Origin of the sequence: Bacteroides sp. MSK.20.12, from assembly GCF_019052435.1 — a bacterium.
Classification (GTDB): domain Bacteria; phylum Bacteroidota; class Bacteroidia; order Bacteroidales; family Bacteroidaceae; genus Bacteroides; species Bacteroides xylanisolvens.
Map to the genome: position 1 here is coordinate 21187 of NZ_JAHQVH010000053.1, position 21814 is coordinate 43000.

At 40.2% G+C, this 21814-nt stretch carries 20 protein-coding genes; 13 read left to right on the forward strand and 7 right to left on the reverse strand.

Annotated elements, in window-relative coordinates:
• The first annotated feature begins 164 nt into the window (after window positions 1-164).
• The 5 genes from KTR06_RS21105 (at window position 165) to KTR06_RS21125 (ending at window position 6999) form a co-directional block, all read left to right on the forward strand.
• On the forward strand, window positions 165-1574 hold the full coding sequence (locus KTR06_RS21105) for an amidophosphoribosyltransferase (protein WP_217290782.1): 1410 nt from the start codon (window positions 165-167) through the stop codon (window positions 1572-1574).
• A 150-nt stretch (window positions 1575-1724) separates the two neighbouring features.
• On the forward strand, window positions 1725-2948 hold the full coding sequence (pepT, locus tag KTR06_RS21110; protein WP_004316467.1) for a peptidase T: 1224 nt from the start codon (window positions 1725-1727) through the stop codon (window positions 2946-2948).
• Between the two features lie 66 nt (window positions 2949-3014).
• Window positions 3015-4100 (forward strand): glycine cleavage system aminomethyltransferase GcvT, encoded by a 1086-nt coding sequence (gene gcvT, locus KTR06_RS21115; RefSeq protein ID WP_217290783.1) that lies wholly within the window; start codon window positions 3015-3017, stop codon window positions 4098-4100.
• A gap of 150 nt (window positions 4101-4250) precedes the next feature.
• Window positions 4251-6524 (forward strand): cation:proton antiporter, encoded by a 2274-nt coding sequence (locus KTR06_RS21120; RefSeq protein ID WP_049703186.1) that lies wholly within the window; start codon window positions 4251-4253, stop codon window positions 6522-6524.
• Between the two features lie 49 nt (window positions 6525-6573).
• Window positions 6574-6999, forward strand: a complete 426-nt coding sequence (locus KTR06_RS21125; protein WP_004309783.1) for an HIT family protein — start codon at window positions 6574-6576, stop codon at window positions 6997-6999.
• 184 nt (window positions 7000-7183) lie between these two features.
• On the opposite strand, the gene KTR06_RS21130 is transcribed toward KTR06_RS21125, so the two are convergent.
• From KTR06_RS21130 to KTR06_RS21145, 4 genes are all read right to left on the reverse strand, one after another.
• The gene (locus KTR06_RS21130; protein WP_120144218.1) at window positions 7184-7606 is read right to left on the reverse strand and encodes an RNA-binding S4 domain-containing protein; all 423 of its coding nucleotides are present in this window, start codon (window positions 7604-7606) and stop codon (window positions 7184-7186) included.
• A gap of 111 nt (window positions 7607-7717) precedes the next feature.
• Entirely contained in the window at window positions 7718-8284 is a 567-nt protein-coding gene (gene pth, locus KTR06_RS21135; RefSeq protein ID WP_032811507.1) for an aminoacyl-tRNA hydrolase, read from the reverse strand.
• Window positions 8285-8420: 136 nt separating this feature from the next.
• Window positions 8421-9011 carry a 50S ribosomal protein L25/general stress protein Ctc gene (locus KTR06_RS21140; protein ID WP_004309786.1) on the reverse strand — a complete coding sequence of 197 codons (591 nt, stop codon included), beginning with the start codon at window positions 9009-9011 and terminating at the stop codon, window positions 8421-8423.
• A gap of 137 nt (window positions 9012-9148) precedes the next feature.
• The gene (locus tag KTR06_RS21145) at window positions 9149-9550 is read right to left on the reverse strand and encodes a PUR family DNA/RNA-binding protein (protein WP_134985804.1); all 402 of its coding nucleotides are present in this window, start codon (window positions 9548-9550) and stop codon (window positions 9149-9151) included.
• A gap of 168 nt (window positions 9551-9718) precedes the next feature.
• Here KTR06_RS21145 and nusB point away from each other — a divergent pair, with 168 nt between their 5' ends.
• From nusB to KTR06_RS21175, 6 genes are all read left to right on the forward strand, one after another.
• Window positions 9719-10645: a transcription antitermination factor NusB gene (gene nusB / locus KTR06_RS21150; RefSeq protein ID WP_008021289.1), complete on the forward strand. Its 927-nt coding sequence runs from the start codon at window positions 9719-9721 to the stop codon at window positions 10643-10645.
• Window positions 10646-10684: 39 nt separating this feature from the next.
• Complete coding sequence (yajC, locus tag KTR06_RS21155) at window positions 10685-11008, forward strand: preprotein translocase subunit YajC (RefSeq protein ID WP_004302063.1); 324 nt, start codon at window positions 10685-10687, stop codon at window positions 11006-11008.
• Between the two features lie 21 nt (window positions 11009-11029).
• Window positions 11030-12043, forward strand: coding sequence for a CdaR family protein (locus tag KTR06_RS21160; RefSeq protein WP_215708499.1), 1014 nt, complete (start codon window positions 11030-11032; stop codon window positions 12041-12043).
• Window positions 12033-12647 carry a dephospho-CoA kinase gene (coaE, locus tag KTR06_RS21165; RefSeq protein ID WP_217290784.1) on the forward strand — a complete coding sequence of 205 codons (615 nt, stop codon included), beginning with the start codon at window positions 12033-12035 and terminating at the stop codon, window positions 12645-12647. Before KTR06_RS21160 ends, coaE begins: the two co-directional genes overlap by 11 nt.
• A 24-nt stretch (window positions 12648-12671) precedes the next feature.
• Window positions 12672-13100, forward strand: coding sequence for a DUF5606 domain-containing protein (locus tag KTR06_RS21170; RefSeq protein ID WP_004313967.1), 429 nt, complete (start codon window positions 12672-12674; stop codon window positions 13098-13100).
• 242 nt (window positions 13101-13342) lie between these two features.
• Window positions 13343-13591 (forward strand): hypothetical protein, encoded by a 249-nt coding sequence (locus tag KTR06_RS21175; RefSeq protein ID WP_008770801.1) that lies wholly within the window; start codon window positions 13343-13345, stop codon window positions 13589-13591.
• Window positions 13592-13720: 129 nt separating this feature from the next.
• On the opposite strand, the gene clpB is transcribed toward KTR06_RS21175, so the two are convergent.
• A complete protein-coding gene (gene clpB, locus KTR06_RS21180; protein ID WP_004313964.1) occupies window positions 13721-16309 on the reverse strand; it encodes an ATP-dependent chaperone ClpB in 2589 nt (862 codons plus the stop codon).
• Window positions 16310-16542: 233 nt separating this feature from the next.
• The gene (locus KTR06_RS21185) at window positions 16543-18171 is read right to left on the reverse strand and encodes a plasmid pRiA4b ORF-3 family protein (RefSeq protein ID WP_217290785.1); all 1629 of its coding nucleotides are present in this window, start codon (window positions 18169-18171) and stop codon (window positions 16543-16545) included.
• 170 nt (window positions 18172-18341) lie between these two features.
• Between KTR06_RS21185 and KTR06_RS21190 the strand changes: the two genes are divergently transcribed.
• The gene (locus KTR06_RS21190; RefSeq protein WP_032811814.1) at window positions 18342-18926 is read left to right on the forward strand and encodes a DUF6621 family protein; all 585 of its coding nucleotides are present in this window, start codon (window positions 18342-18344) and stop codon (window positions 18924-18926) included.
• A gap of 60 nt (window positions 18927-18986) precedes the next feature.
• Complete coding sequence (locus KTR06_RS21195) at window positions 18987-19883, forward strand: LysR substrate-binding domain-containing protein (protein WP_008021299.1); 897 nt, start codon at window positions 18987-18989, stop codon at window positions 19881-19883.
• Here the strand turns inward: KTR06_RS21195 and KTR06_RS21200 are convergent, their stop codons facing one another.
• The gene (locus KTR06_RS21200) at window positions 19884-21605 is read right to left on the reverse strand and encodes an ATP-binding protein (protein WP_217290786.1); all 1722 of its coding nucleotides are present in this window, start codon (window positions 21603-21605) and stop codon (window positions 19884-19886) included.
• Between the last annotated feature and the right edge of the window lie 209 nt (window positions 21606-21814).

Here is a 21814-nt window from a genome sequence, read left to right on the forward strand (position 1 = left end):
GATTCAGGTAAAAAGATTGTTTACGGATTCCTCGTTTTTTAATAAATATTAGTTGTGCTTCGCAAAGAAAACTAAAACTTTGCGGAGTACTTTTTTTATAGGACGGATTCTTTTTTGTACTTTTGCGCCATCTTTTTTAAAACATCATCAATAAAGAGAACAACATGGGAGGTTTTTTCGGAACAGTCTCGAAAACTAGTTGCGTGACTGATTTATTCTATGGCACAGATTATAACTCACATCTGGGTACCAAGCGAGGAGGACTCGCAACATACAGTGAGGAAAAAGGGTTTATCCGCTCCATTCACAATTTGGAAAGTACTTATTTCCGAACCAAATTTGAAGGAGAACTAGACAAATTTAAAGGAAACGCCGGCATCGGCATCATTAGCGACACAGATGCACAACCTATCATCATCAATTCTCATCTCGGGCGTTTCGCCATTGTCACAGTCGCTAAAATAGCCAATATCCAGGAATTGGAAGAAGAACTTCTCAGTCAAAACATGCACTTCGCCGAGCTTAGTTCGAGCAGCACCAACCAGACGGAACTTATCGCATTACTTATTATACAAGGTAGAACCTTTGTTGAAGGTATCGAAAATGTGTTTAATCACATTAAAGGTTCTTGCTCTATGCTGCTCCTGACGGAAGATGGTAGCATCATCGCTGCCCGTGACCGATGGGGACGTACTCCGGTAGTGATTGGAAAGAAAGACGGTGCTTATGCTGCAACGAGCGAATCGTCCAGCTTCCCGAATTTGGATTATGAGATTGAGAGATATTTAGGTCCCGGTGAGATTGTTCGCATGTATGACGATCACATCGACCAGCTTCGCAAACCCAATGAGGATATGCAAATTTGCTCGTTCCTGTGGGTGTACTATGGTTTCCCGACTTCTTGCTATGAAGGAAAGAATGTGGAAGAAGTGCGTTTCACCAGCGGATTGAAAATGGGGCAGACAGATGAATCGGAAGTAGACTGCGCCTGCGGTATTCCTGATTCGGGAGTGGGTATGGCTTTAGGATATGCCGAAGGAAAAGGAGTTCCCTATCATCGTGCTATCTCGAAATATACACCGACGTGGCCTCGTAGCTTTACTCCCAGCAATCAGGAGATGCGTTCGCTGGTAGCCAAGATGAAGCTGATTCCTAACCGTGCGATGTTGCAAAATAAACGTTTGTTGTTCTGTGACGATTCTATTGTACGGGGAACTCAACTGCGTGATAATGTGAAGATTCTGTATGATTATGGAGCAAAGGAGGTACACATGCGTATCGCTTGTCCGCCATTGATTTACGCTTGTCCGTTTGTCGGTTTCTCGGCTTCCAAAAATGCATTGGAGTTGATAACCCGTCGCATTATCAAGGAACTGGAAGGTGATGAAAATAAGAATTTGGAGAAATATGCCACTACCGGTTCTCCGGAATACGAAAAGATGGTTAGCATTATTGCCGAGCGTTTCGGACTAAGTTCATTGAAGTTTAACACGCTGGAAACGTTGATTGAGGCTATCGGCTTACCTAAATGCAAAGTATGTACACATTGCTTTGATGGTAGCAGCCACTTTTAAAGCAGTAAAATAGGATATTTAAATATTCGGATAAAAGTATACAATAAAAAAGAGCCGTGAATTGCTTTGTAATTCACGGCTCTTTTTTTACCTTTACGGCACTATAAACTATCAAATTGTAAATTGTAAATCGTTAAATCGTAAATAGAAATGACTTTAGTAGACAGATTTTTAAAGTATGTAAGTTTCGATACACAATCTGATGAATCGACTGGGCTTACTCCAAGTACTCCTAAGCAGATGATTTTTGCTGAATACTTGAAAAAAGAGTTGGAATCTTTGGGATTGGAAGATATTACTTTGGATGAGCATGGCTATCTTTTTGCTACACTTCCTGCCAATATAGATAAAGAAGTACCCACTATCGGATTTATTGCCCACATGGATACAAGTCCTGATATGACAGGTAAAGATGTCACTCCGCGGATTGTGGAAAAATATGATGGCTCGGATATTGTGCTTTGTGCTGAAGAGAATGTGATTCTTTCTCCATCGCAATTCCCGGAATTGCTGGATCATAAGGGGGAAGACTTGATTGTAACCAACGGAAAAACGTTGCTCGGTGCCGACGACAAAGCCGGTATCGCGGAAATTGTATCTGCGATGGTTTATCTGAAGGAACATCCCGAAATCAAACACGGTAAAATCCGTATCGGCTTCAATCCTGACGAAGAAATCGGTGAAGGTGCTCATAAATTCGATGTAGAGAAATTCGGTTGCGAATGGGGATATACGATGGATGGAGGTGAAGTAGGGGAGTTGGAGTTTGAGAACTTTAATGCCGCTGCCGCAAAAATAACCTTTAAAGGACGTAATGTGCATCCGGGATATGCCAAGGATAAGATGATTAACTCTATCTATCTTGCCAATCAGTTTATCACGATGCTTCCCTCACAGGAAAGACCGGAACATACGACCGGCTATGAAGGATTCTATCATTTGATCGGTATTCAGGGGGATGTGGAGCAAAGCACTGTGTCTTATATCATCCGCGATCATGACCGTGCAAAATTTGAGAACCGTAAAAAAGAGATAGAACGTCTGGTAGCTCAAATGAACGCTGAATATGGAGCTGGAACTGCGACACTCGAACTGCGCGACCAGTATTATAATATGCGTGAGAAAATAGAACCGGTAATGCACATCATCGATACTGCTTTTGCAGCTATGGAAGCCGTTGGCGTGAAACCGAACGTAAAACCGATTCGTGGAGGTACGGATGGTGCGCAGCTCTCTTTCAAAGGATTGCCTTGTCCGAATATCTTTGCCGGTGGTCTGAATTTCCACGGACGTTACGAATTCGTACCTATCCAGAATATGGAAAAAGCGATGAAAGTGATCGTGAAAATAGCTGAACTGGTAGCTTCCAAATAAAAAAGGTGGTAAACACAGGTAATACTTAAAACTTAATACTTGATTAATACTTAATACTTTAAAATAATGAAAACCACTCCGTTTACAGAGAAACATATCATACTCGGTGCTAAGATGCACGAGTTTGCAGGTTATAATATGCCTATTGAGTACTCCGGTATCATTGACGAACACCTGACTGTTTGTCAAAGTGTCGGTGTATTTGATGTGTCGCACATGGGAGAATTTTGGGTGAAAGGTCCACATGCATTAGCCTTTCTGCAGAAAATAACTTCCAATAATGTGGCGGCATTGGCTCCGGGTAAAATACAATATACCTGTTTTCCCAATGAAGAGGGAGGTATTGTAGATGATTTGCTGGTGTATCAGTACGAGCCGGAAAAATACATGCTGGTAGTCAACGCTGCCAATATGGAAAAAGACTGGAACTGGTGTGTTTCTCACAATACGGAAGGGGCCGAGTTGGAAAACTCTTCGGACAACATAGCTCAACTCGCTGTACAGGGCCCGAAGGCTGTTCTAGCTCTGCAAAAGTTGACGGACATTGATCTTGCTTCTATTCCATATTATACATTTAAAGTTGGAACGTTTGCAGGTGAAGAGAATGTGATAATCTCCAATACGGGTTATACCGGTGCGGGAGGTTTCGAACTTTATTTCTATCCGTCTGCTGCTGATCGTATATGGAAAGCGGTTTTTGAAGCTGGTGAGGAATACGGCATTAAACCTATCGGTTTGGGAGCTCGTGATACACTTCGGTTGGAAATGGGCTTCTGTCTGTATGGTAATGACTTGGATGATACTACTTCTCCGATAGAAGCCGGACTGGGTTGGATTACTAAGTTTGTGGAAGGTAAGGATTTTATCAACCGTCCGTTGCTGGAAAAACAGAAAACGGAAGGTGTTACCCGTAAACTGGTTGGTTTTGAAATGGTTGACCGCGGGATTCCCCGCCACGGCTATGAACTGGTAAATGCTGAAGGCGAGCAAGTGGGAGTGGTTACTTCCGGTACGATGTCGCCTACCCGTAAGATTGGTATCGGCATGGGATATGTAAAGCCGGAATATAGTAAAGTGGGCACGGAAATCTGTATTGATATGCGTGGTCGGAAGTTAAAAGCAGTGGTAGTGAAACCTCCTTTTAGAAAATAAGAAATAAGCTGGTTGTTGTGTATAGCCCCGGATAAGTATCGACTCTATCCGGGGCTAACTTATTTTAGGACGTTATTGCAAAACATATCCGTAGATATGTTGTTTATCCCATAGAAATAATATAATTTTGTCATCAAATACGATGAAATAATGTCTCAATTACCTACTCTTATAGCTGACCTCGCACTGATATTGATCTGTGCCGGTGTTATGACTTTGTTGTTTAAGAAGTTGAAGCAACCTCTGGTCTTGGGATATGTAGTTGCCGGATTCCTGGCAAGTCCGCATATGCCGTATACTCCTTCAGTGATGGATACTGCCAATATTAAGACATGGGCAGATATTGGTGTCATTTTCTTGTTGTTTGCTCTCGGTTTGGAGTTTAGTTTTAAGAAGATTGTCAAGGTGGGTGGTTCTGCTATCATAGCTGCCTGTACCATCATCTTTTGTATGATTTTGTTAGGTATAGGAGTCGGTATGGGCTTTGGCTGGCACCGGATGGATAGTTTGTTTCTGGGTGGTATGATTGCAATGTCGTCTACCACTATTATTTATAAAGCTTTTGACGATTTGGGATTAAGGAAGAAACAGTTTACGGGACTGGTGTTGAGCATCTTGATTTTGGAAGATATTTTAGCCATTGTATTAATGGTGATGCTTTCCACGATGGCGGTCAGCCATAATTTTGAAGGGACCGAAATGTTGGAAAGTATCGGCAAATTATTGTTTTTCCTTATCCTGTGGTTTGTTGTCGGCATTTATCTGATTCCTGAATTCTTAAAGCGCTGCCGGAAATTGATGGGAGAGGAGACTTTGCTTATTGTGTCGTTGGCGCTTTGCTTTGGTATGGTAGTGATGGCAGCTCATACAGGTTTCTCTGCTGCATTTGGTGCATTTATTATGGGCTCTATTTTGGCGGAAACGATTGAAGCGGAATCCATAGACCGGCTGGTGAAGCCTGTTAAGGACCTTTTCGGAGCTATCTTTTTCGTATCGGTTGGTATGATGGTAGATCCGGCAATGATTGTAGAATATGCTGTTCCTATTATAGTAATCACTTTGGCTGTTATTTTGGGGCAGTCTGTTTTTGGTACTTTCGGTGTCATACTCTCCGGAAAACCATTAAAGACGGCTATGCAATGCGGCTTTAGTTTAACGCAGATTGGTGAATTTGCATTTATTATTGCCTCTTTGGGAGTCTCCTTGCATGTAACGAGTGATTTTCTGTATCCGATAGTAGTAGCAGTCTCTGTCATTACTACTTTCCTGACTCCTTACATGATTCGTTTTGCCGAGCCGGCTTCCACTTTTGTAGATGCGCATCTTCCGGAATCATGGAAAAAAATGATGATGCGTTACTCCTCCGGTTCGCAAACAGCACTCAATCATGAGAATTTGTGGAAGAAGCTAATCTTGGCAATGGTACGTATTACAGTTGTTTATTCAATTGTCAGCATATCGATTGTTGCGCTCTCTTTTCGTTTTGTTGTGCCATTCTTTAAAGAGAATCTGCCTCATTTCTGGGCGTCGTTATTAGGAGCCGCATTTATTATCCTATGTATTGCCCCTTTCTTGCGTGCCATCATGGTGAAAAAGAACCATTCGGTCGAGTTTATGACTTTATGGCATGATAATCGTGCTAATCGTGCACCATTGTTATCAACAATCGTGATTCGCATTATGATAGCAGTGCTTTTTGTCATCTTTATTATTTCCGGATTATTTAAGGCGTCTATCGGCTTGATTATTGGTGTGGCCGTACTTGTCGTTTTGCTGATGGTATGGTCTCGCCGTCTGAAGAAGCAATCGATATTGATTGAACGTCGCTTTTTTCAGAATCTTCGTTCCAGAGATGTACGTGCAGAGTATTTAGGAGAGAAAAAACCGGAATATGCCGGGCGTTTGTTGTCGCATGATTTACATCTTGCTGATATGGAAATTCCGGGTGAATCTTGTTGGGCAGGAAAGACATTGATGGAACTGAATCTGGGAAAGAAGTTTGGAGTTCATGTGGCTTCTATCCTTCGTGGAAAGAGGCGTATTAATATTCCGGGCGGTTCTGTCCGGTTGTTTCCAATGGATAAGATACAGGTGATAGGAACAGATGAACAATTGAGCGTCTTTAATGAAGCGATGCAAAATGGAGCGAAGATAGACTGGGAGGTCTATGAAAAGAGTGAAATGGCTTTGAAGCAATTTATCATTGACAGTGATTCTGTTTTTCTGGGTAAAACGATTCGTGAATCGGGTATTCGCGACAAATATCATTGCATGATAGCGGGCGTTGAGAGTGAAGACGGTACGTTGATGGTTCCCGATGTAAATGCTCCGCTCGAAGAAGGTGATGTTGTTTGGGTGGTAGGTGAAAAAGAGGATGTATACCAATTAGTCGATCAAAAAAACGAAAAAGTACAAGCCGGATAAGAATGGAATACTTATTTTTGCAACGATAAAAACTTAAAATAATAATATCATGAAGAGTGATCCGAAAGAATGTCTGTATTGCCAGAACAATGAAACGCTGCATAATCTGATGATTGAGATAGCGCAATTGAGTGTGTCACGTGTGTTTCTGTTTAAAGAACAAACCTATCGTGGACGTTGTCTTGTTGCTTACAAAGACCATGTGAACGATTTAAATGAATTGAGTGATGAAGACCGTAATGCTTTTATGGCAGATGTAGCGCGTGTCACTCGTGCCATGCAAAAAGCTTTCCAACCGGAAAAGATTAATTATGGTGCTTACTCGGATAAATTGTCTCATCTACATTTTCATTTAGCTCCTAAGTATGTGGATGGACCTGATTATGGAGGTATATTCCAAATGAACCCGGGAAAGGTTTATCTGACTGATGCAGAATATCAGGAATTGATTGATGCTGTTAAGGCAAACCTATAAACGGTAAATTTTGCGGGGTGCCCTGAAAGGGCATAATTGTATACAGTTCCGCCCTTTCAGGGCTTGTGGCCGGTGTGTTTTTTTCGTAGGGCGTTGCCCTACGCTATATAATTAAGCCCTTTCAGGACACCCCAATAAATATATAATTGTAAGGCTTTCAGCCTAACCGCTAAATTCCCATTTATTATTCTTCACTGTCAAAATCGAAATCAAAGTCGAAATCATCCATGAACTCCGGAGTTGTAAATTCATCCAGTTCCCGGCGGTCTTTCTTGGTCGGTCGTCCGGTTCCACGTGCACGATCTACGAATCCGCTGATTTTACTCATTTCAAGCAGTTCGTATTGATCGGGAGTAGTTACGTTTTCCATCATTTCCGATACAAGTTTGGCTCCCACACGTTTTTCAATAGTTTGTAATACCTTGAATGAATAAGTGATAGGCGGTTTCTTCACCTGAATAACGTCTCCCGGTTTTATCATACGGGCAGCTTTGGCTAGAGAACCGTTGATGGTAATGCGTCCTTTTTTGCAGGCTTCTGCTGCAATCGTACGTGTCTTGAAGATGCGGACAGCCCACATCCATTTATCTATCCTTGCTTCGGCCATTTTAGTTAGTTATTTAGTGATAAATAATTCTTTGGTTAGTATTAGTTGACGTTGTCATTTATTGCTAACCATTCATTGTCATCTTTATTTTTTTTGGGGGGAGCTAGTCCATTATTTTTTATTGAACTGGTTCATTGTGATGTCAATACCGGCGAGGCAGAAACTTTTTATAATTTCCCCTGCCATCTCCAGTCTTTCATCCATTGTTTTCCAATCTTCGTCAGTGAAGTGTCCGAGTACATAATCAACCTGTCCGCCACGTGGAAAATCATTTCCGATACCAAATCGCAGGCGGGCATAGTTTTGAGTACCCAGAATAGCGGCGATATGCTTCAATCCATTATGTCCTGCGTCACTCCCTTTTCCCTTCAGGCGTAAAGTTCCAAAGGGAAGAGCCAGATCATCTACTACGATCAGTACATTTTCCAATGGAATATTTTCTTTCTGCATCCAATAGCGAACGGCCAGTCCGCTCAGGTTCATAAAAGTCGATGGCTTAAGCAGAATCAACTGGCGTCCTTTGATAGAAAAGCTGGTAGTGAATCCATATCGTCCATCCATAAAAGGGGGAGCGTTATTGATTCTAGCCAATGCTTCTACTGTCATGAATCCGATATTATGTCGGGTCTCATGATATTCGGGACCAATGTTTCCCAGTCCGACAACTAAGTATTTTATCATCGTATTTCCGTAAAACAGTTCATTAATATAGAAAGAGAAACGCAGATTAATACAAATTAATGCAGACTGAACATCTGCTTTAATCTGCATTAATCTGCGTTTGAAGTATATCTCTTTACAGGGATAATCTCAATTACTTACCAGCGGCTGCTGCTGCACCTCTTGCTGCACGAGTCAACTTAACAGCACATACAACGGCTTCTTTTGCGCTAATCAGTTCAAGACCTTCGAAACTCAATTCACCAACTTTAACAGTCTTACCTAATCCCAGGTGAGAAACGTTAACGGTCAACTTTTCAGGAATTACATTGTACAAAGCTTTCACTTTGATCTTACGCATCTGCAGTGCAAGTTTACCACCGGCTTTCACACCTTCTGCAAGACCTTCCAACTGTACAGGAACTTCCATTACGATAGGTTTAGCTTCGTCAATTTGATAGAAGTCAACGTGCAGGATGGTATCTTTTACCGGGTGGAACTGAATATCTTTCAGGATAGCGTTTACTTTTTTGCCATCGATAATCAGGTCTACAACGTAGATGTGCGGAGTATAAACCAAGTTACGAAGTCCTTCGTTAGTCACTGTGAAGTGAACTACTTCATTACCTCCGTAAAGTACACAAGGTACACCACCGTTCTTACGAATTTCTTTCAAAGCTCTTGCTTGTTCTGAAGAGCGTTCTGCAATTGTTCTTGCAGTTCCTTTTACTTCAATTGATTTCATTTCTTTAAAAATTTGTGTTACTCTAAATTAAGTTAGTTTGCTTAATTCACCATCACACGATGTGGATTATCACACGATGTTGCAAAAAAGCGGTGCAAAAGTACATCTTTTTTTTGAAATATCAAAGAGTTACTTTCTTAAAAGTCAATATCAATCTTAATTTCGCTCTCCAATTTGTTTTCCCGGGCTTCTTCGATTGCTTTCCGTTCATTTTCTTCATCAGCTTCGATGTTCAGGCGGGCGATATATTCGTTTGCGTCGTTGCACTCAATGAAATTGACTGCTTCTTCGAGTCCTGCCATAAACTTCTGAAAGTCTTCCCTATATAGGAAGATTTTGTGTTTCTCGAAACTAACTTGAGAATCATCGCCTTCTCCCGTTATCACTTTTTTGCTCTCTGTAATAGCCAGGAACATTTCATCTTTACGATTCTTTTTTACGTCGAGGTAATAGATGCGTTTACCTGCCTTAATGGACTTGGAGAATACGATCTCCTTATCATTCATGTCTGCGCTCATTTTCTTTTTTAAATCTTCCATATCTTTCGGTCCGTTTATAATCGGCTTCAAAATTGGATATTTTTTTTAAACTGTCAAAAGAAAAAGCGCAGAGAATCAAATACTGCATTAAAAAATGTGATTTATTAGTGGAAACTCATTAAAAATATCTACTTTTGCAGTTCGATAACAACAGTATTAATTTGAATTATGATCAACAGAGTTCTTATTCGTCTTAAGATTATACAGATAGTATATGCCTATTATCAGAATGGCAGCAAAAATCTAGACTCAGCGGAGAAAGAGTTATTCTTTAGTCTTTCAAAGGCGTATGACCTTTACAACTATTTGTTAATGCTGATGATAGCATTGACAGAGTATGCACAAAAACGTATTGATGCGGCAAAAGCTAAATTGGCACCTACGAAAGAGGAGTTGTATCCCAACAGGAAGTTCGTAGATAACAAGTTTATTGCTCAATTGGAAGTCAATAAACAATTGTCCGAGTTTATAGCCAATCAGAAAAGAACCTGGACAAATGACCAGGACTTTATCAAAGAGCTTTATGAGAAAATTGTAGAAACCGATATCTATAAAGATTATATGGCTTCTGATGACAACTCATACGAAGCTGATCGTGAACTGTGGAGAAAAATCTATAAGACATACATCTTTAATAATGATTCTCTTGACCAGGTATTGGAAGACCAGAGTCTGTATTGGAATGATGATAAAGAAATTGTAGACACGTTCGTCTTGAAAACAATCAAACGCTTTGATGAAAAGAAGGGTGCCAACCAGGAACTGCTTCCGGAATTTAAGGATGACGAAGATCAGGAGTTTGCACGTCGTCTGTTCCGTCGCACCATTTTGAATTCTGACTATTATCGTCATTTGGTGAGTGAGAATACAAAAAACTGGGATTTGGACCGCATCGCATTTATGGATGTAATCATTATGCAGACTGCATTAGCAGAAATTCTTAGTTTCCCGAACATTCCGGTCAGTGTTTCGTTAAATGAATATGTAGAGATTGCGAAGTTGTATAGCACAGCTAAAAGCGGTAGCTTTATCAACGGTACGCTGGATGGAATAGTTAATCAATTAAAAAAAGAAGGTAAGTTGACTAAAAACTGATACCTTTGTCCATATAGTAGAAACTAAAACAGATTATTTATGAACGTATTGACTGTATTATTGCAAGCTCCTGCCGGTGCTGCCGGAGGTGGAAGTATGATGTGGATCATGCTGATAGCTATGTTTGTTATCATGTATTTCTTTATGATCCGTCCTCAAAATAAGAAGCAGAAAGAAATAGCTAATTTCCGTAAATCTCTTCAGGTAAATCAGAATGTGATTACTGCAGGTGGTATCCACGGAACAATCAAGGAAATTACTGACGACTATATAGTACTTGAGATTGCTTCTAATGTAAAGATTAAAATAGACAAGAATTCTATATTCGCTGATGCTTCAGCGGCTAGCAATCAGTCTAAATAAATAGTTGGTAAATAAATGCCTATGTTTGATCGTAGGAATATAAAATATACATATTTAAAACTATCTAAGAAAATTAAGGATTTTCTGCTCAGTGATAAGAGCAGAGAGTTCTTAATTTTTTTATTTTTCTTTCTGATAGCCGGTGGATTCTGGTTGCTTCAGACGCTCAATAATGATTATGAAGCGGAGTTTTCTATCCCGGTGCGAATGAAAGATCTTCCTAACAATGTAGTGTTGACTTCGGAACCTCCTTCCGAACTTCGTGTCAGAGTGAAAGATAAAGGAACAGTGCTTCTCAATTATATGTTGGGGAAAAGTTTCTTTCCGGTCAATCTAGGTTTTCTTGATTATAAAGGAAAAGATAATCATGTGAAAATTTATGCTTCCGACTTTGAGAAAAAAATATTAAGCCAACTGAATGTATCCTCCAAAATCCTATCGATCAAGCCGGATACATTAGAATATATCTATTCCGAAGGAAAGTCCAAGCTGGTTCCTGTTCGTTTTCAGGGGAAAGTGACAGCCGGACTTCAATATTATGTATCTGACACCATTTGTAAGCCGGACTCTGTATTGGTTTATGCTCCGGAAGGAATTTTGGATACTATAACAACTGCATATACTCAAAATATAACTTTGGAGAATATATCCGATACAACCCGGCGACGAGTTCCGCTGACTTTTGAAAGAGGAGTGAAGTTTGTTCCGGCTTCGGTAGAAATGACTTTCCCGGTGGATATTTATACGGAGAAAACGGTCGAAGTGCCATTACATGGAGTTAATTTTCCGGCAGATAAGGTGTTGCGCACTTTTCCTTCCAAAGTTCAGATTACTTTTCAAGTGGGGTTAAAACGGTTCCGCAGTATAAAAGCAAGCGATTTTATCATCAATATCTCTTATGAAGAATTGCTGAAGCTTGGCTCTGATAAATATACAGTTAAATTGAAATCGTTTCCAAGTGGAATAAATCAAATACGTATTGTTCCCGAGCAAGTGGACTTCCTGATAGAACAAATTACTTCTAATGGCGATTAAGATTGGCATAACCGGTGGCATTGGTAGTGGAAAAAGTGTTGTTTCCAAGCTACTCGAAATAATGGGAATACCTGTCTATATATCAGATATAGAAGCAAAGCGAATTACACAGACAGATCCGGTGATTCGCCGGGGGCTTTGTGATCTGGTTGGTCAGGATGTGTTTCAGGGTGGAGAGTTGAATCGTTCTTTGTTGGCTTCTTATATGTTCGGTCATCAGGAGCATGTGCGGAAAGTGAATGAGATTATTCATCCGCAAGTGAAAGAAGATTTCCGTCAATGGGCTGCCCGGTTGAAAAGTGAACTGCTGGTGGGTATGGAGTCTGCAATACTGGTGGAGGCTGGTTTTAAGGATGAAGTTGATTTTCTGGTTATGATATATGCGCCGTTGGAAGTGAGAGTGGAACGTGCTGTAAAGCGGGACTGTTCGTCAAGAGAACTGGTGATGAAGCGTATCGAAGCTCAAATGAGTGATGAAGTAAAGAGAAGCCATGCCGATTTCGTGATAGTGAATGATGATGAAACACCGGTAATTCCACAGGTTTTGGAGCTTATTTCTTTGCTATCTAAAAATAATCATTACCTTTGCTCCGCAAAAAAATAATTAATAAATAAAAGGATATATACTATGTTGAAGACTATCTTGTCTATCTCAGGTAAACCGGGATTATACAAACTTATTTCGCAAGGAAAAAATATGTTGATTGTTGAATCAGTCAATGCTGAAAAGAAACGTTTCCCTGCTTATGGTAATGAAAAAATTATCTCTTTGGCAGATATAGCAATGTACACGGACGATGCAGAAGTTCCTTTGTATGATGTGTTGGAGTCAATAAAAGAGAAAGAAAAATCAGCGCAGGCTTCTATCGATCCGAAAAAAGCGACTCCCGAACAATTGCGTGAATACTTGGCTGAAGTATTACCTAATTTTGATCGTGAACGTGTATATGTAGCCGATATTAAGAAATTGGTTGCTTGGTATAACATCTTAATTTCTAATGGAATTACAGAATTCAAACCGGAAGGAGAGATTAAGGAAGAAGAAGTTGCAGAGTAATCTGTATAGTTTATTTAATAGGAATAAAGAACATGATAATCATTTAAGGTGGTTATCATGTTTTTTTTATATAAACACTTGTAGGTTTAGGAAAAAATTAGTATTATTTGGGTAATCTTTTGCAATAATAAATATCTTCTACTTATATTGTAAATAATGATGCTTTTTATGTATCTTTGTCGCTGTTCACCATTCTTGGGAATATAGCTCGTGGATGCTGAATAACGTTTTTAATGTAGGGTATGGAGACAATAACAAATAAAGAAGTAAACGTCCGTTTGGACAATGAAAAAGGGACATTATGCCTGACAGGTTTGTTGGCAGGTACAATGGTATTCCTTTACGATTCACAGGGAGAACTAAGAGGTAAACATAAGTTTGCTTTGCCTTCATTGACTATGGAAATACCCCAACCGGGCACTTATGTTTTGGTGATGAGTCATCCGAATTGCCAACCGGAAGTTCGGCGAATTACATATTTAGGAATATAAAAAAGGGGCTGCCTAACATGTTTCTTTTTAACGATTTCACCCCTATCAGAGTTCAAACAAACTCTGATAGGAGTGATTTTTAATTTTAGAGACTTGTTAGACAGTCCCATTCTATTTGAATGATGACTTTTAATTTCTGAATACCAATCCGTCTCCGTCAGCATCAACGATAATTGCTTTGCTTCGGTCGACTTCCTGTGATAGTAACTTCTTGGATAGATCATTCAGCAGATAGCGTTGAATAGCCCTCTTCACCGGACGAGCTCCAAATTCAGGATCATAACCCACTTGCGATAAGAAGTTCAATGCTCCTTCTGTCAATTGCAGTTCCACTCCGTTTTCGGCAAGCATTTTCTGTACTCCTTTAATTTGTAAAAGTACGATTTGCTTGATTTCTTTTTCGTTCAATGGTAAGAACATAATCGTTTCATCAATACGGTTCAGGAATTCCGGACGAATTGTCTTTTTCAACATATTCATCACTTCCTTCTTCGTTTCTTCGATTACTTCTTCCTTATTGGAACCATGCAACTTCTCCATCTGACTTTGTATATAAGAACTGCCCATATTTGAAGTCATGATGATAATGGTATTTTTGAAGTTGACCACCCTTCCTTTATTGTCAGTCAGTCGTCCGTCATCCAATACCTGTAACAGAATATTGAAGACATCCGGATGAGCCTTTTCTATTTCGTCAAACAAAACAACAGAGTAAGGTTTCCGCCGTATAGCTTCTGTCAACTGACCGCCTTCATCGTATCCAACATATCCCGGAGGCGCTCCGACCAGACGGGAGACACTATGTTTTTCCTGATACTCACTCATATCGATACGAGTCATCATCGTTTCGTCATCAAACAGGAACTCTGCCAATGCCTTTGCTAATTCGGTCTTACCTACGCCAGTGGTTCCCAGGAAGATAAATGACCCGATCGGACGTTTTGGATCTTGTAATCCGGCACGACTACGGCGCACAGCATCTGCCACCGCTTCAATCGCTTCGTCCTGACCAATTACACGTTGATGAAGTTCTTCTTCCAAGTGCAACAGTTTATCTTTTTCACTTTGCAGCATCTTGCTGACAGGAATACCAGTCCAGCGGGAAACAACATCAGCAATATCTTCAGCGTCTACCTCCTCTTTAATCATGGCTTTATCGCCTTGCATATCACGCAGTTGCTTTTGAGTATCTTCTATTTCTTTATCCAAAGCCTGAAGTTTGCCATAACGGATCTCGGCTACTTTACCATAATCGCCTTCACGTTCGGCTTTTTCTGCTTCAAATTTAAGATTCTCTATCTCAACCTTGTTCTGCTGGATTTTATCCATCAGCGTTTTCTCACTTTGCCATTTAGCTTTAAAGGATTTTTCCTGTTCTTTGAGCTCGGCAAGTTCCTTACCGATAATTTCCAGTTTCGGTTTATCGTTTTCACGTTTGATAGCCTCGCGTTCAATTTCCAGCTGCTTGATTTTACGGGAAATCTCATCCAGTTCTTCAGGAACGGAATCTACCTCCATACGTAGTTTGGCTGCGGCTTCGTCCATCAGGTCAATGGCTTTATCCGGCAGGAAACGGTCGGTGATGTAACGGCTACTCAATTCGACGGCTGCAATGATTGCGTCGTCTTTGATACGTACGTGATGATGGTTCTCGTAACGTTCTTTCAATCCGCGAAGGATGGAAATGGTACTCAAGTTATCCGGTTCGTCCACTTGCACGATTTGGAAACGACGCTCCAATGCTTTATCCTTTTCGAAGTATTTTTGATACTCGTCGAGGGTTGTTGCTCCGATGGAACGTAGTTCTCCACGAGCTAAGGCGGGCTTTAGAATGTTGGCGGCATCCATGGCACCTTCACCTTTTCCGGCACCTACCAGCGTGTGAATCTCATCAATGAACAGAATAATATCACCTTCTGATTTCTTTACTTCATTGACAACCGATTTCAATCGTTCTTCAAATTCACCTTTGTACTTTGCGCCGGCAACCAGTGCTCCCATATCCAGTGAATAAACTTGTTTGTTTTTCAGGTTTTCGGGCACGTCTCCGCGAAGAATACGATGTGCCAAACCTTCTACAATAGCCGTTTTACCGGTACCCGGTTCACCAATCAGAATCGGGTTGTTTTTTGTACGGCGGCTCAATATCTGTAATACCCGGCGGATTTCTTCATCACGTCCGATTACGGGATCCAGTTTTCCGCTACGGGCAGCTTCGTTCAGGTTGATAGCATACTTTTCCAATGATTGATAAGTATCTTCACTGGATTGTGATGTAACCTTTTCTCCTTTTCTCAATTCGCTGATAGCGTTGCGCAATTCTTTTTCCGTCATACCGGCATCTTTCAAGATCGTGGAGACGGTACTCTTCACAGTCAGCAATGCCAGTATGATAGGCTCCAATGAAACAAACTCGTCGCCCATTTCTTTAGAATACTGTGTTGCTTTCTGCAAAACTTCGTTGGATTCACGACTTAGATACGGTTCTCCGCCGGATACTTTCGGCAGGGAGTCGATTTGCTTGTCGACCACGAGAGCTACTTGCTGTCCATTCATACCAAGTTTTTGGAAGATGAAATTAGTGACGTTTTCGCCTACTTTCATTACTCCCTGCATGATGTGGACAGGTTCAATGGCTTGCTGTCCCCGGCTTTGTACCAGGTTTACGGCCTCCTGTACCGCTTCTTGAGATTTAATGGTAAAATTGTTAAAGTTCATATCTTTGTTCTCCTTTCTTATTTCACGCTTTTAATAACACCTAAAGGGGCTCAAAAGATTTGCCAAGTATAAAAATATGACAAAATAACATGAGTATTAAGGAGTTAAAGGACAAAATGACCTTTTTTATCTAGATATGACTGACGAATTTACCATATACTCCACAGAATAGGATGGGCTTCAGAATAAGATGGGTTTTCAATGAAGTTTACTATTCTGTGGAGAAACAATTGTTAGAAGATTCTTATCGGGAAGTCTCTAAGCTCTCTTTCTACTTTTTTCGCATTAAATTTGTGTGCGTTGAAATTCTTTCCCAACCATTCCCGATATTCTTTTGCAGCTTTTGAGTGTGGTTGTTTTAATGCCTCCAACATCTCTTGGTAACCATATATTCCTCCGCAATCTTCGGGTGGACATGCATTTGCTCCGTCTATGAGAAAGATGCCTTGTGTTTCGTCCTTTTTATATGCTTGTTGCGATTCCAGAGTAATCCGATGCACCCAACTATCTCCGAAATCATATTCATATTTAATATGTGAGCCTTTTCGGGTAAGGATCTCTCCTAAAGAGAGAGAGTAGGAGTTGACTGTATTATTGGGATCAAACAAAAGATCATCACCGTATTCATCGGCTGTATATATTGTTTTCCCTTTTTGAAACAGATGCAAGTGATAGCCTTCCCACCCCATTGCGGTATTTATGACATCCGCAAAATTTTCCAGACGGATGTTGGAAGGAACTTCCACTATACGATATATTTCCGGGTCGGAATTAATCAAAGAAATTTTTATATTGAGCTTTTTAGAGGTTTGTTCTTCAATGTAGAAAGATTCGTCGTATTCATCATCGTCAAACTCGTCATCGTATTCTTCATCAAATTCGTTAGCATCAAATTCATTATTCTCATTGAAGGCAAAGAACTCATTCAATAAATTCATTAGTTCTTCCATACTGTCCACTTCCAATCCCTTCAGTTCTGCGTGTGGCATTTCTTTTTTTATCTCTTTGATTCCTTTTCTCGTTAATGTATTGGGTATTTTGAATCGTTTATAGATTTTTTCCAATATAGGCAACGTTTCTATGGCACGGATATTCATCAACGTATTTGTGATATAGTCAATTATCGCGATATTATTATCTTCCCCACGCTCAAACCGATCGTAATAAGAATTCAATAATTGGCAGAACCAGTTAATAATTTCCAATCTTCGTTCAGGGTTGGTTATGGCAATTTGTGCGACAGCACTACAAATATCTTCTTTTCCGAAAGGAGCGATTCCGTCTTCATTCATGAAACTAAGTAGCAAAGGCAATTGGTTCTGCCCGAGTTGGTAAATGATGGCAATGGTGGCTTCATCCTGTACGAGGTGGCAATAGGAAGCGAGGAAAGTCGGACTTTGCCGCATTATTTCCAAGATGATATTTAAAGAAGATTCCATTCGGTAATGTTCCATTGCCCAGTAGATATACCATAACTTAAAAGGTCTGTCTTCTTCTTTTGCGTTTTCGAGAGGTCCTTGATAGTGGATAAATAGATGCAGGATAAAGTTGCGCAAATCTTTTTCTAATTCGGCAGTGGGTACTGTCGTGCAATCTTTTTTAAACTCGTCAAATGGGTAGTCTTTGCATGTCTGCATATCCCAAAGCCTTTGCAGGTAAGCTGCAATGGGGGTTGCTTCCGAGCTATAGTCCGGATGTTGATAGTGATAGAAAGCTTCTTCCATTTGTTGGTAGATTTTTTCTAATCCGTTATTGCTTAATATATCTATCACTTCCTGTTGTTCTTCAGGTGTAAACAAGTTTAATACTTCGGTCATAATCGCATCGAGATCAATCGAAGTTTGGTTCTTTTTTTTATTCATTATCGTGCCATTTAATAAATTTGTCAATTTTCTCCAAAGGTACGCCTCTTTATTGAGTAATAGCCTGATAATTTCTCTTTTTTTTAAATATTCTTTCCGGAGAAGATAAGAAAGTTTATCTTTGTCCTATAGTAGAGAGTAAATCTGTTTTCTAATTGATGACTAATGATATGAACGATAAACCACAAATAAAATTATCGGAGACAGTGGTGCTGATTGATGCCGCTTTCCTGAATTTTGTAATTACAGATATGAAGAGATACTTCGAAGAGACTTTGCAACGTTCTTTACAAGAGATAGATCTTTCGATGTTGACTACCTATCTGACTTTGGATGCAGGGATTGCGGAAGGAAAAAATGAAGTGCAGTTTCTTTTTGTTTATGATAAAGAGTCAGGTAATCTTGCGCATTGCCAGCCTTCTGACTTGGAGAAAGAGTTGAATGGAGTTGCTTTTCAAAGCCCTTATGGAGAATATTCGTTTGCCAGTGTTCCGTCGGAAGGGATGGTGTCGAGAGAGGAGTTGTTTTTAGACTTATTATCCATTGTAGCCGATTCGGCCGATGTGAAAAAAATGATTCTGGTATCTTTCAATGAAGAATATGGAAAGAAAGTGACTGATGCTTTGAATGAAGTACAGGGCAAGGAGATTGTCCAATTCCGAATGAACGAACCGGATACTCCGGTAGCTTATAAATGGGATATGTTGGCTTTTCCTGTCATGCAGGCATTGGGAATCAGAGCCGATGAATTATAGCCATAGCTACCCATTTCAGTCATTAATCGCTAATCACTAATAAGTTAATCACTATTTTCCATGTCCGATTTTCGTTTAAAAGTATTTCAGAGCGTGGCGAAGAATTTAAGTTTCACGAAGGCTTCGCAAGAGCTGTTTGTCAGTCAGCCTGCTATCACTAAGCACATTCAGGAACTGGAAGCTTATTATCAGACTCGTTTGTTCGATCGTCAGGGCAGTAAGATCTCGTTGACTAAGTCCGGAGAACTATTATTGAAACATAGCGAAAAGATTTTGGACGATTATAAACAGTTGGAATATGAGATGCATTTGTTGCATAATGAATATATCGGCGAACTGAAACTGGGTGCCAGTACTACGATTGCGCAATATGTACTTCCTCCTTTGTTGGCGGATTTTATAGCCAAGTTTCCACAAATCAATCTTTCTTTGATTAATGGAAATTCCCGGGGAGTGGAAGCTGCTTTACAAGAACATCGGATTGATTTGGGATTGGTTGAAGGAATCTTCCGTTTGCCTAATCTGAAGTATACTCCATTTTTGCAAGACGAACTGGTTGCCGTGGTTCATACCCATAGTAAATTGGCTGTTTCGGATGAGATCGCTCCGGAAGATTTGCCAAATATCCCCTTAGTTTTGCGGGAGAGAGGTTCAGGAACGTTGGATGTGTTTGAGCGTTCCCTGTTACGCCATAATTTAAAACTTTCTTCTTTGAATGTATTGATGTATCTCGGTAGTACGGAGAGCATCAAGCTTTTTTTGGAACATACAGATTGTATGGGAATTGTTTCTATCCGTTCTGTTTATAAGGAACTGGTTGCCGGTAATTTTCGTGTGGTTGAGATAAAAGGAATGCCCATGCAGCGCGAGTTTAATTTTGTGCAACTGCAAGGGCAGGAGGGAGGTTTATCTCAAGCTTTCATGCGATTTGCCGGGCATCACAGTAAGAGTTTGTAATTAAACCTCTTCCATACGGACTAATTCCCAGCCACAGAATTGCATAACAATGCAATGAAGTTGAGTTCCCTGACATAGTTGGCGAACTTTCGGACCGGCAGCATAACCATGAATTTGTTCTACGGCTTCCTGCCATTGTGCGGTGCCTTGGGTGTCGTATTTTTCTTTCGGCAGATATTTTAATTCCAAGATATAGCTATGCGCTACTTCTGCGTAACGTTGCAGATCGGGCATCAGAAACATATCGCAAAAGCCGTGATTCAGTTCTACTTCAGGCATTGTGAGGTAGTAGGCGTTCACGCTAAGGTAAGCGGTGAAGAATCCCTGAATGTTACGTTCGCCCTCAATGCTGCTGCGTACGGAAGTATTCTCCTTATAAGCTTTGGCTATGAATTCCAATGCCGGTCGCCATTGTCCGTCAAAAGCCATATCATTGAATAAAATCTCTATATCTATCAGGTTGATATAATGGTGATTCTGATATTCTTCCAGGATATATTCATAATATTGTTTACGGACATTCGTGTTGGGAATTCCCAGGATAGTCAGATTTCCACGTGTTCCGATGATAGTTAGCATACCATAATAAAATAATAGACTGGGGAATATTTCCGGATTCGTAATTTGATCGGCAGAAAAAGACTGGTATAGGTTAGTCATGATTTTCCCTTCTTCGGCAATTCGTTTGATAACACCTTTGCGGTTACCGTCAAGACGGTCAAGCTGAATCAGTTTTTTCATCTTATTGTAGTCCGTACGGGTATTAGGATCAATCATCTGTTCAGGAGATTCTCCTAACTGAATTCGATTACGTAGGTAATAGAGTACCATGTCGCAATTAAACATTTTAGGATCTGACTTTAGACTTTGGCGAGCAAAACAATAATTATCATACCATGGCTTTATCTCCTGAATCATTTCTTCAATGTCTCCTTGTAACTGCCCTGCTTCCTGATAATATCGGAGCATAGTACGTACGTCTTCTTCAGAAAATCCCAGCATTTGATTAAACAGTGGATTAGTGCTGATGTTCCAACCTATGTTATATCCGCTTGACAAGTCGTCCAAAGTTACGGGACTGACTCCAATCATGAATATACGGTCGAACATTCCTTTATAATTCTTGAAGGCATCTCTGTAGAATCCGCTGGCATGGGTGATGGCGTGGTATATCTCATTTCCTTTCTCGTTGAGTACGATATTTGTGAAATTGTCATACTCATCTATAATAAGGTATAGGGGATACCCTTGACGGCGTGCTTCATCGTCTAGTATATGCAGTTTATCAATCCCTTTTTCCGCTGTGCTGAAGCGCTCAATAAACTCATCCGTGTAGTATTCACGATAACGGTTCAGAAAGCCATCCAGTTGCACTGCGCTATACGAATCAAATCTTTGCGGCAGTTCATCAATGTTGCCGCCAATCTTGGAAAAGTCAAGATAAAGCATCTGATATTTGCCTTGAAGCGGAGTTGTATTCTGCCCGATCCAGAGATTCCCGAAAAGTTGCTGGAACTTATCTTTCTGTGAAAGGTCATAATATGAACGAAGCATGCTTAGTAGCAGGCTCTTGCCAAAGCGTCTCGGACGGATGAATATCAGATAGTTGGCTTGATCTTCCAACATGGGGATATACATTGTTTTATCCACATAATAGCGGTTTTGCGTGATTACATCCTCAAAATTGGACATACCATAAGGAATTCCTTTTATTGTTCCCATAACTTTTTCAGATTGTTTCTTCTTGTTTTCCAAACAATTAATTACCAAAGATAGTTTTTTTGAAATGGATATTCCATTCTTTTACGCTTATTTTTTATCTAATTATAAACGCAGTTTTTAACGTCAGGGATTATTCTTCTACTAGAAAAGAAAAGGTTCTTAATCAAATTCCGTGCTACTTATTTATGTTCAATAACCTTATTCATGGC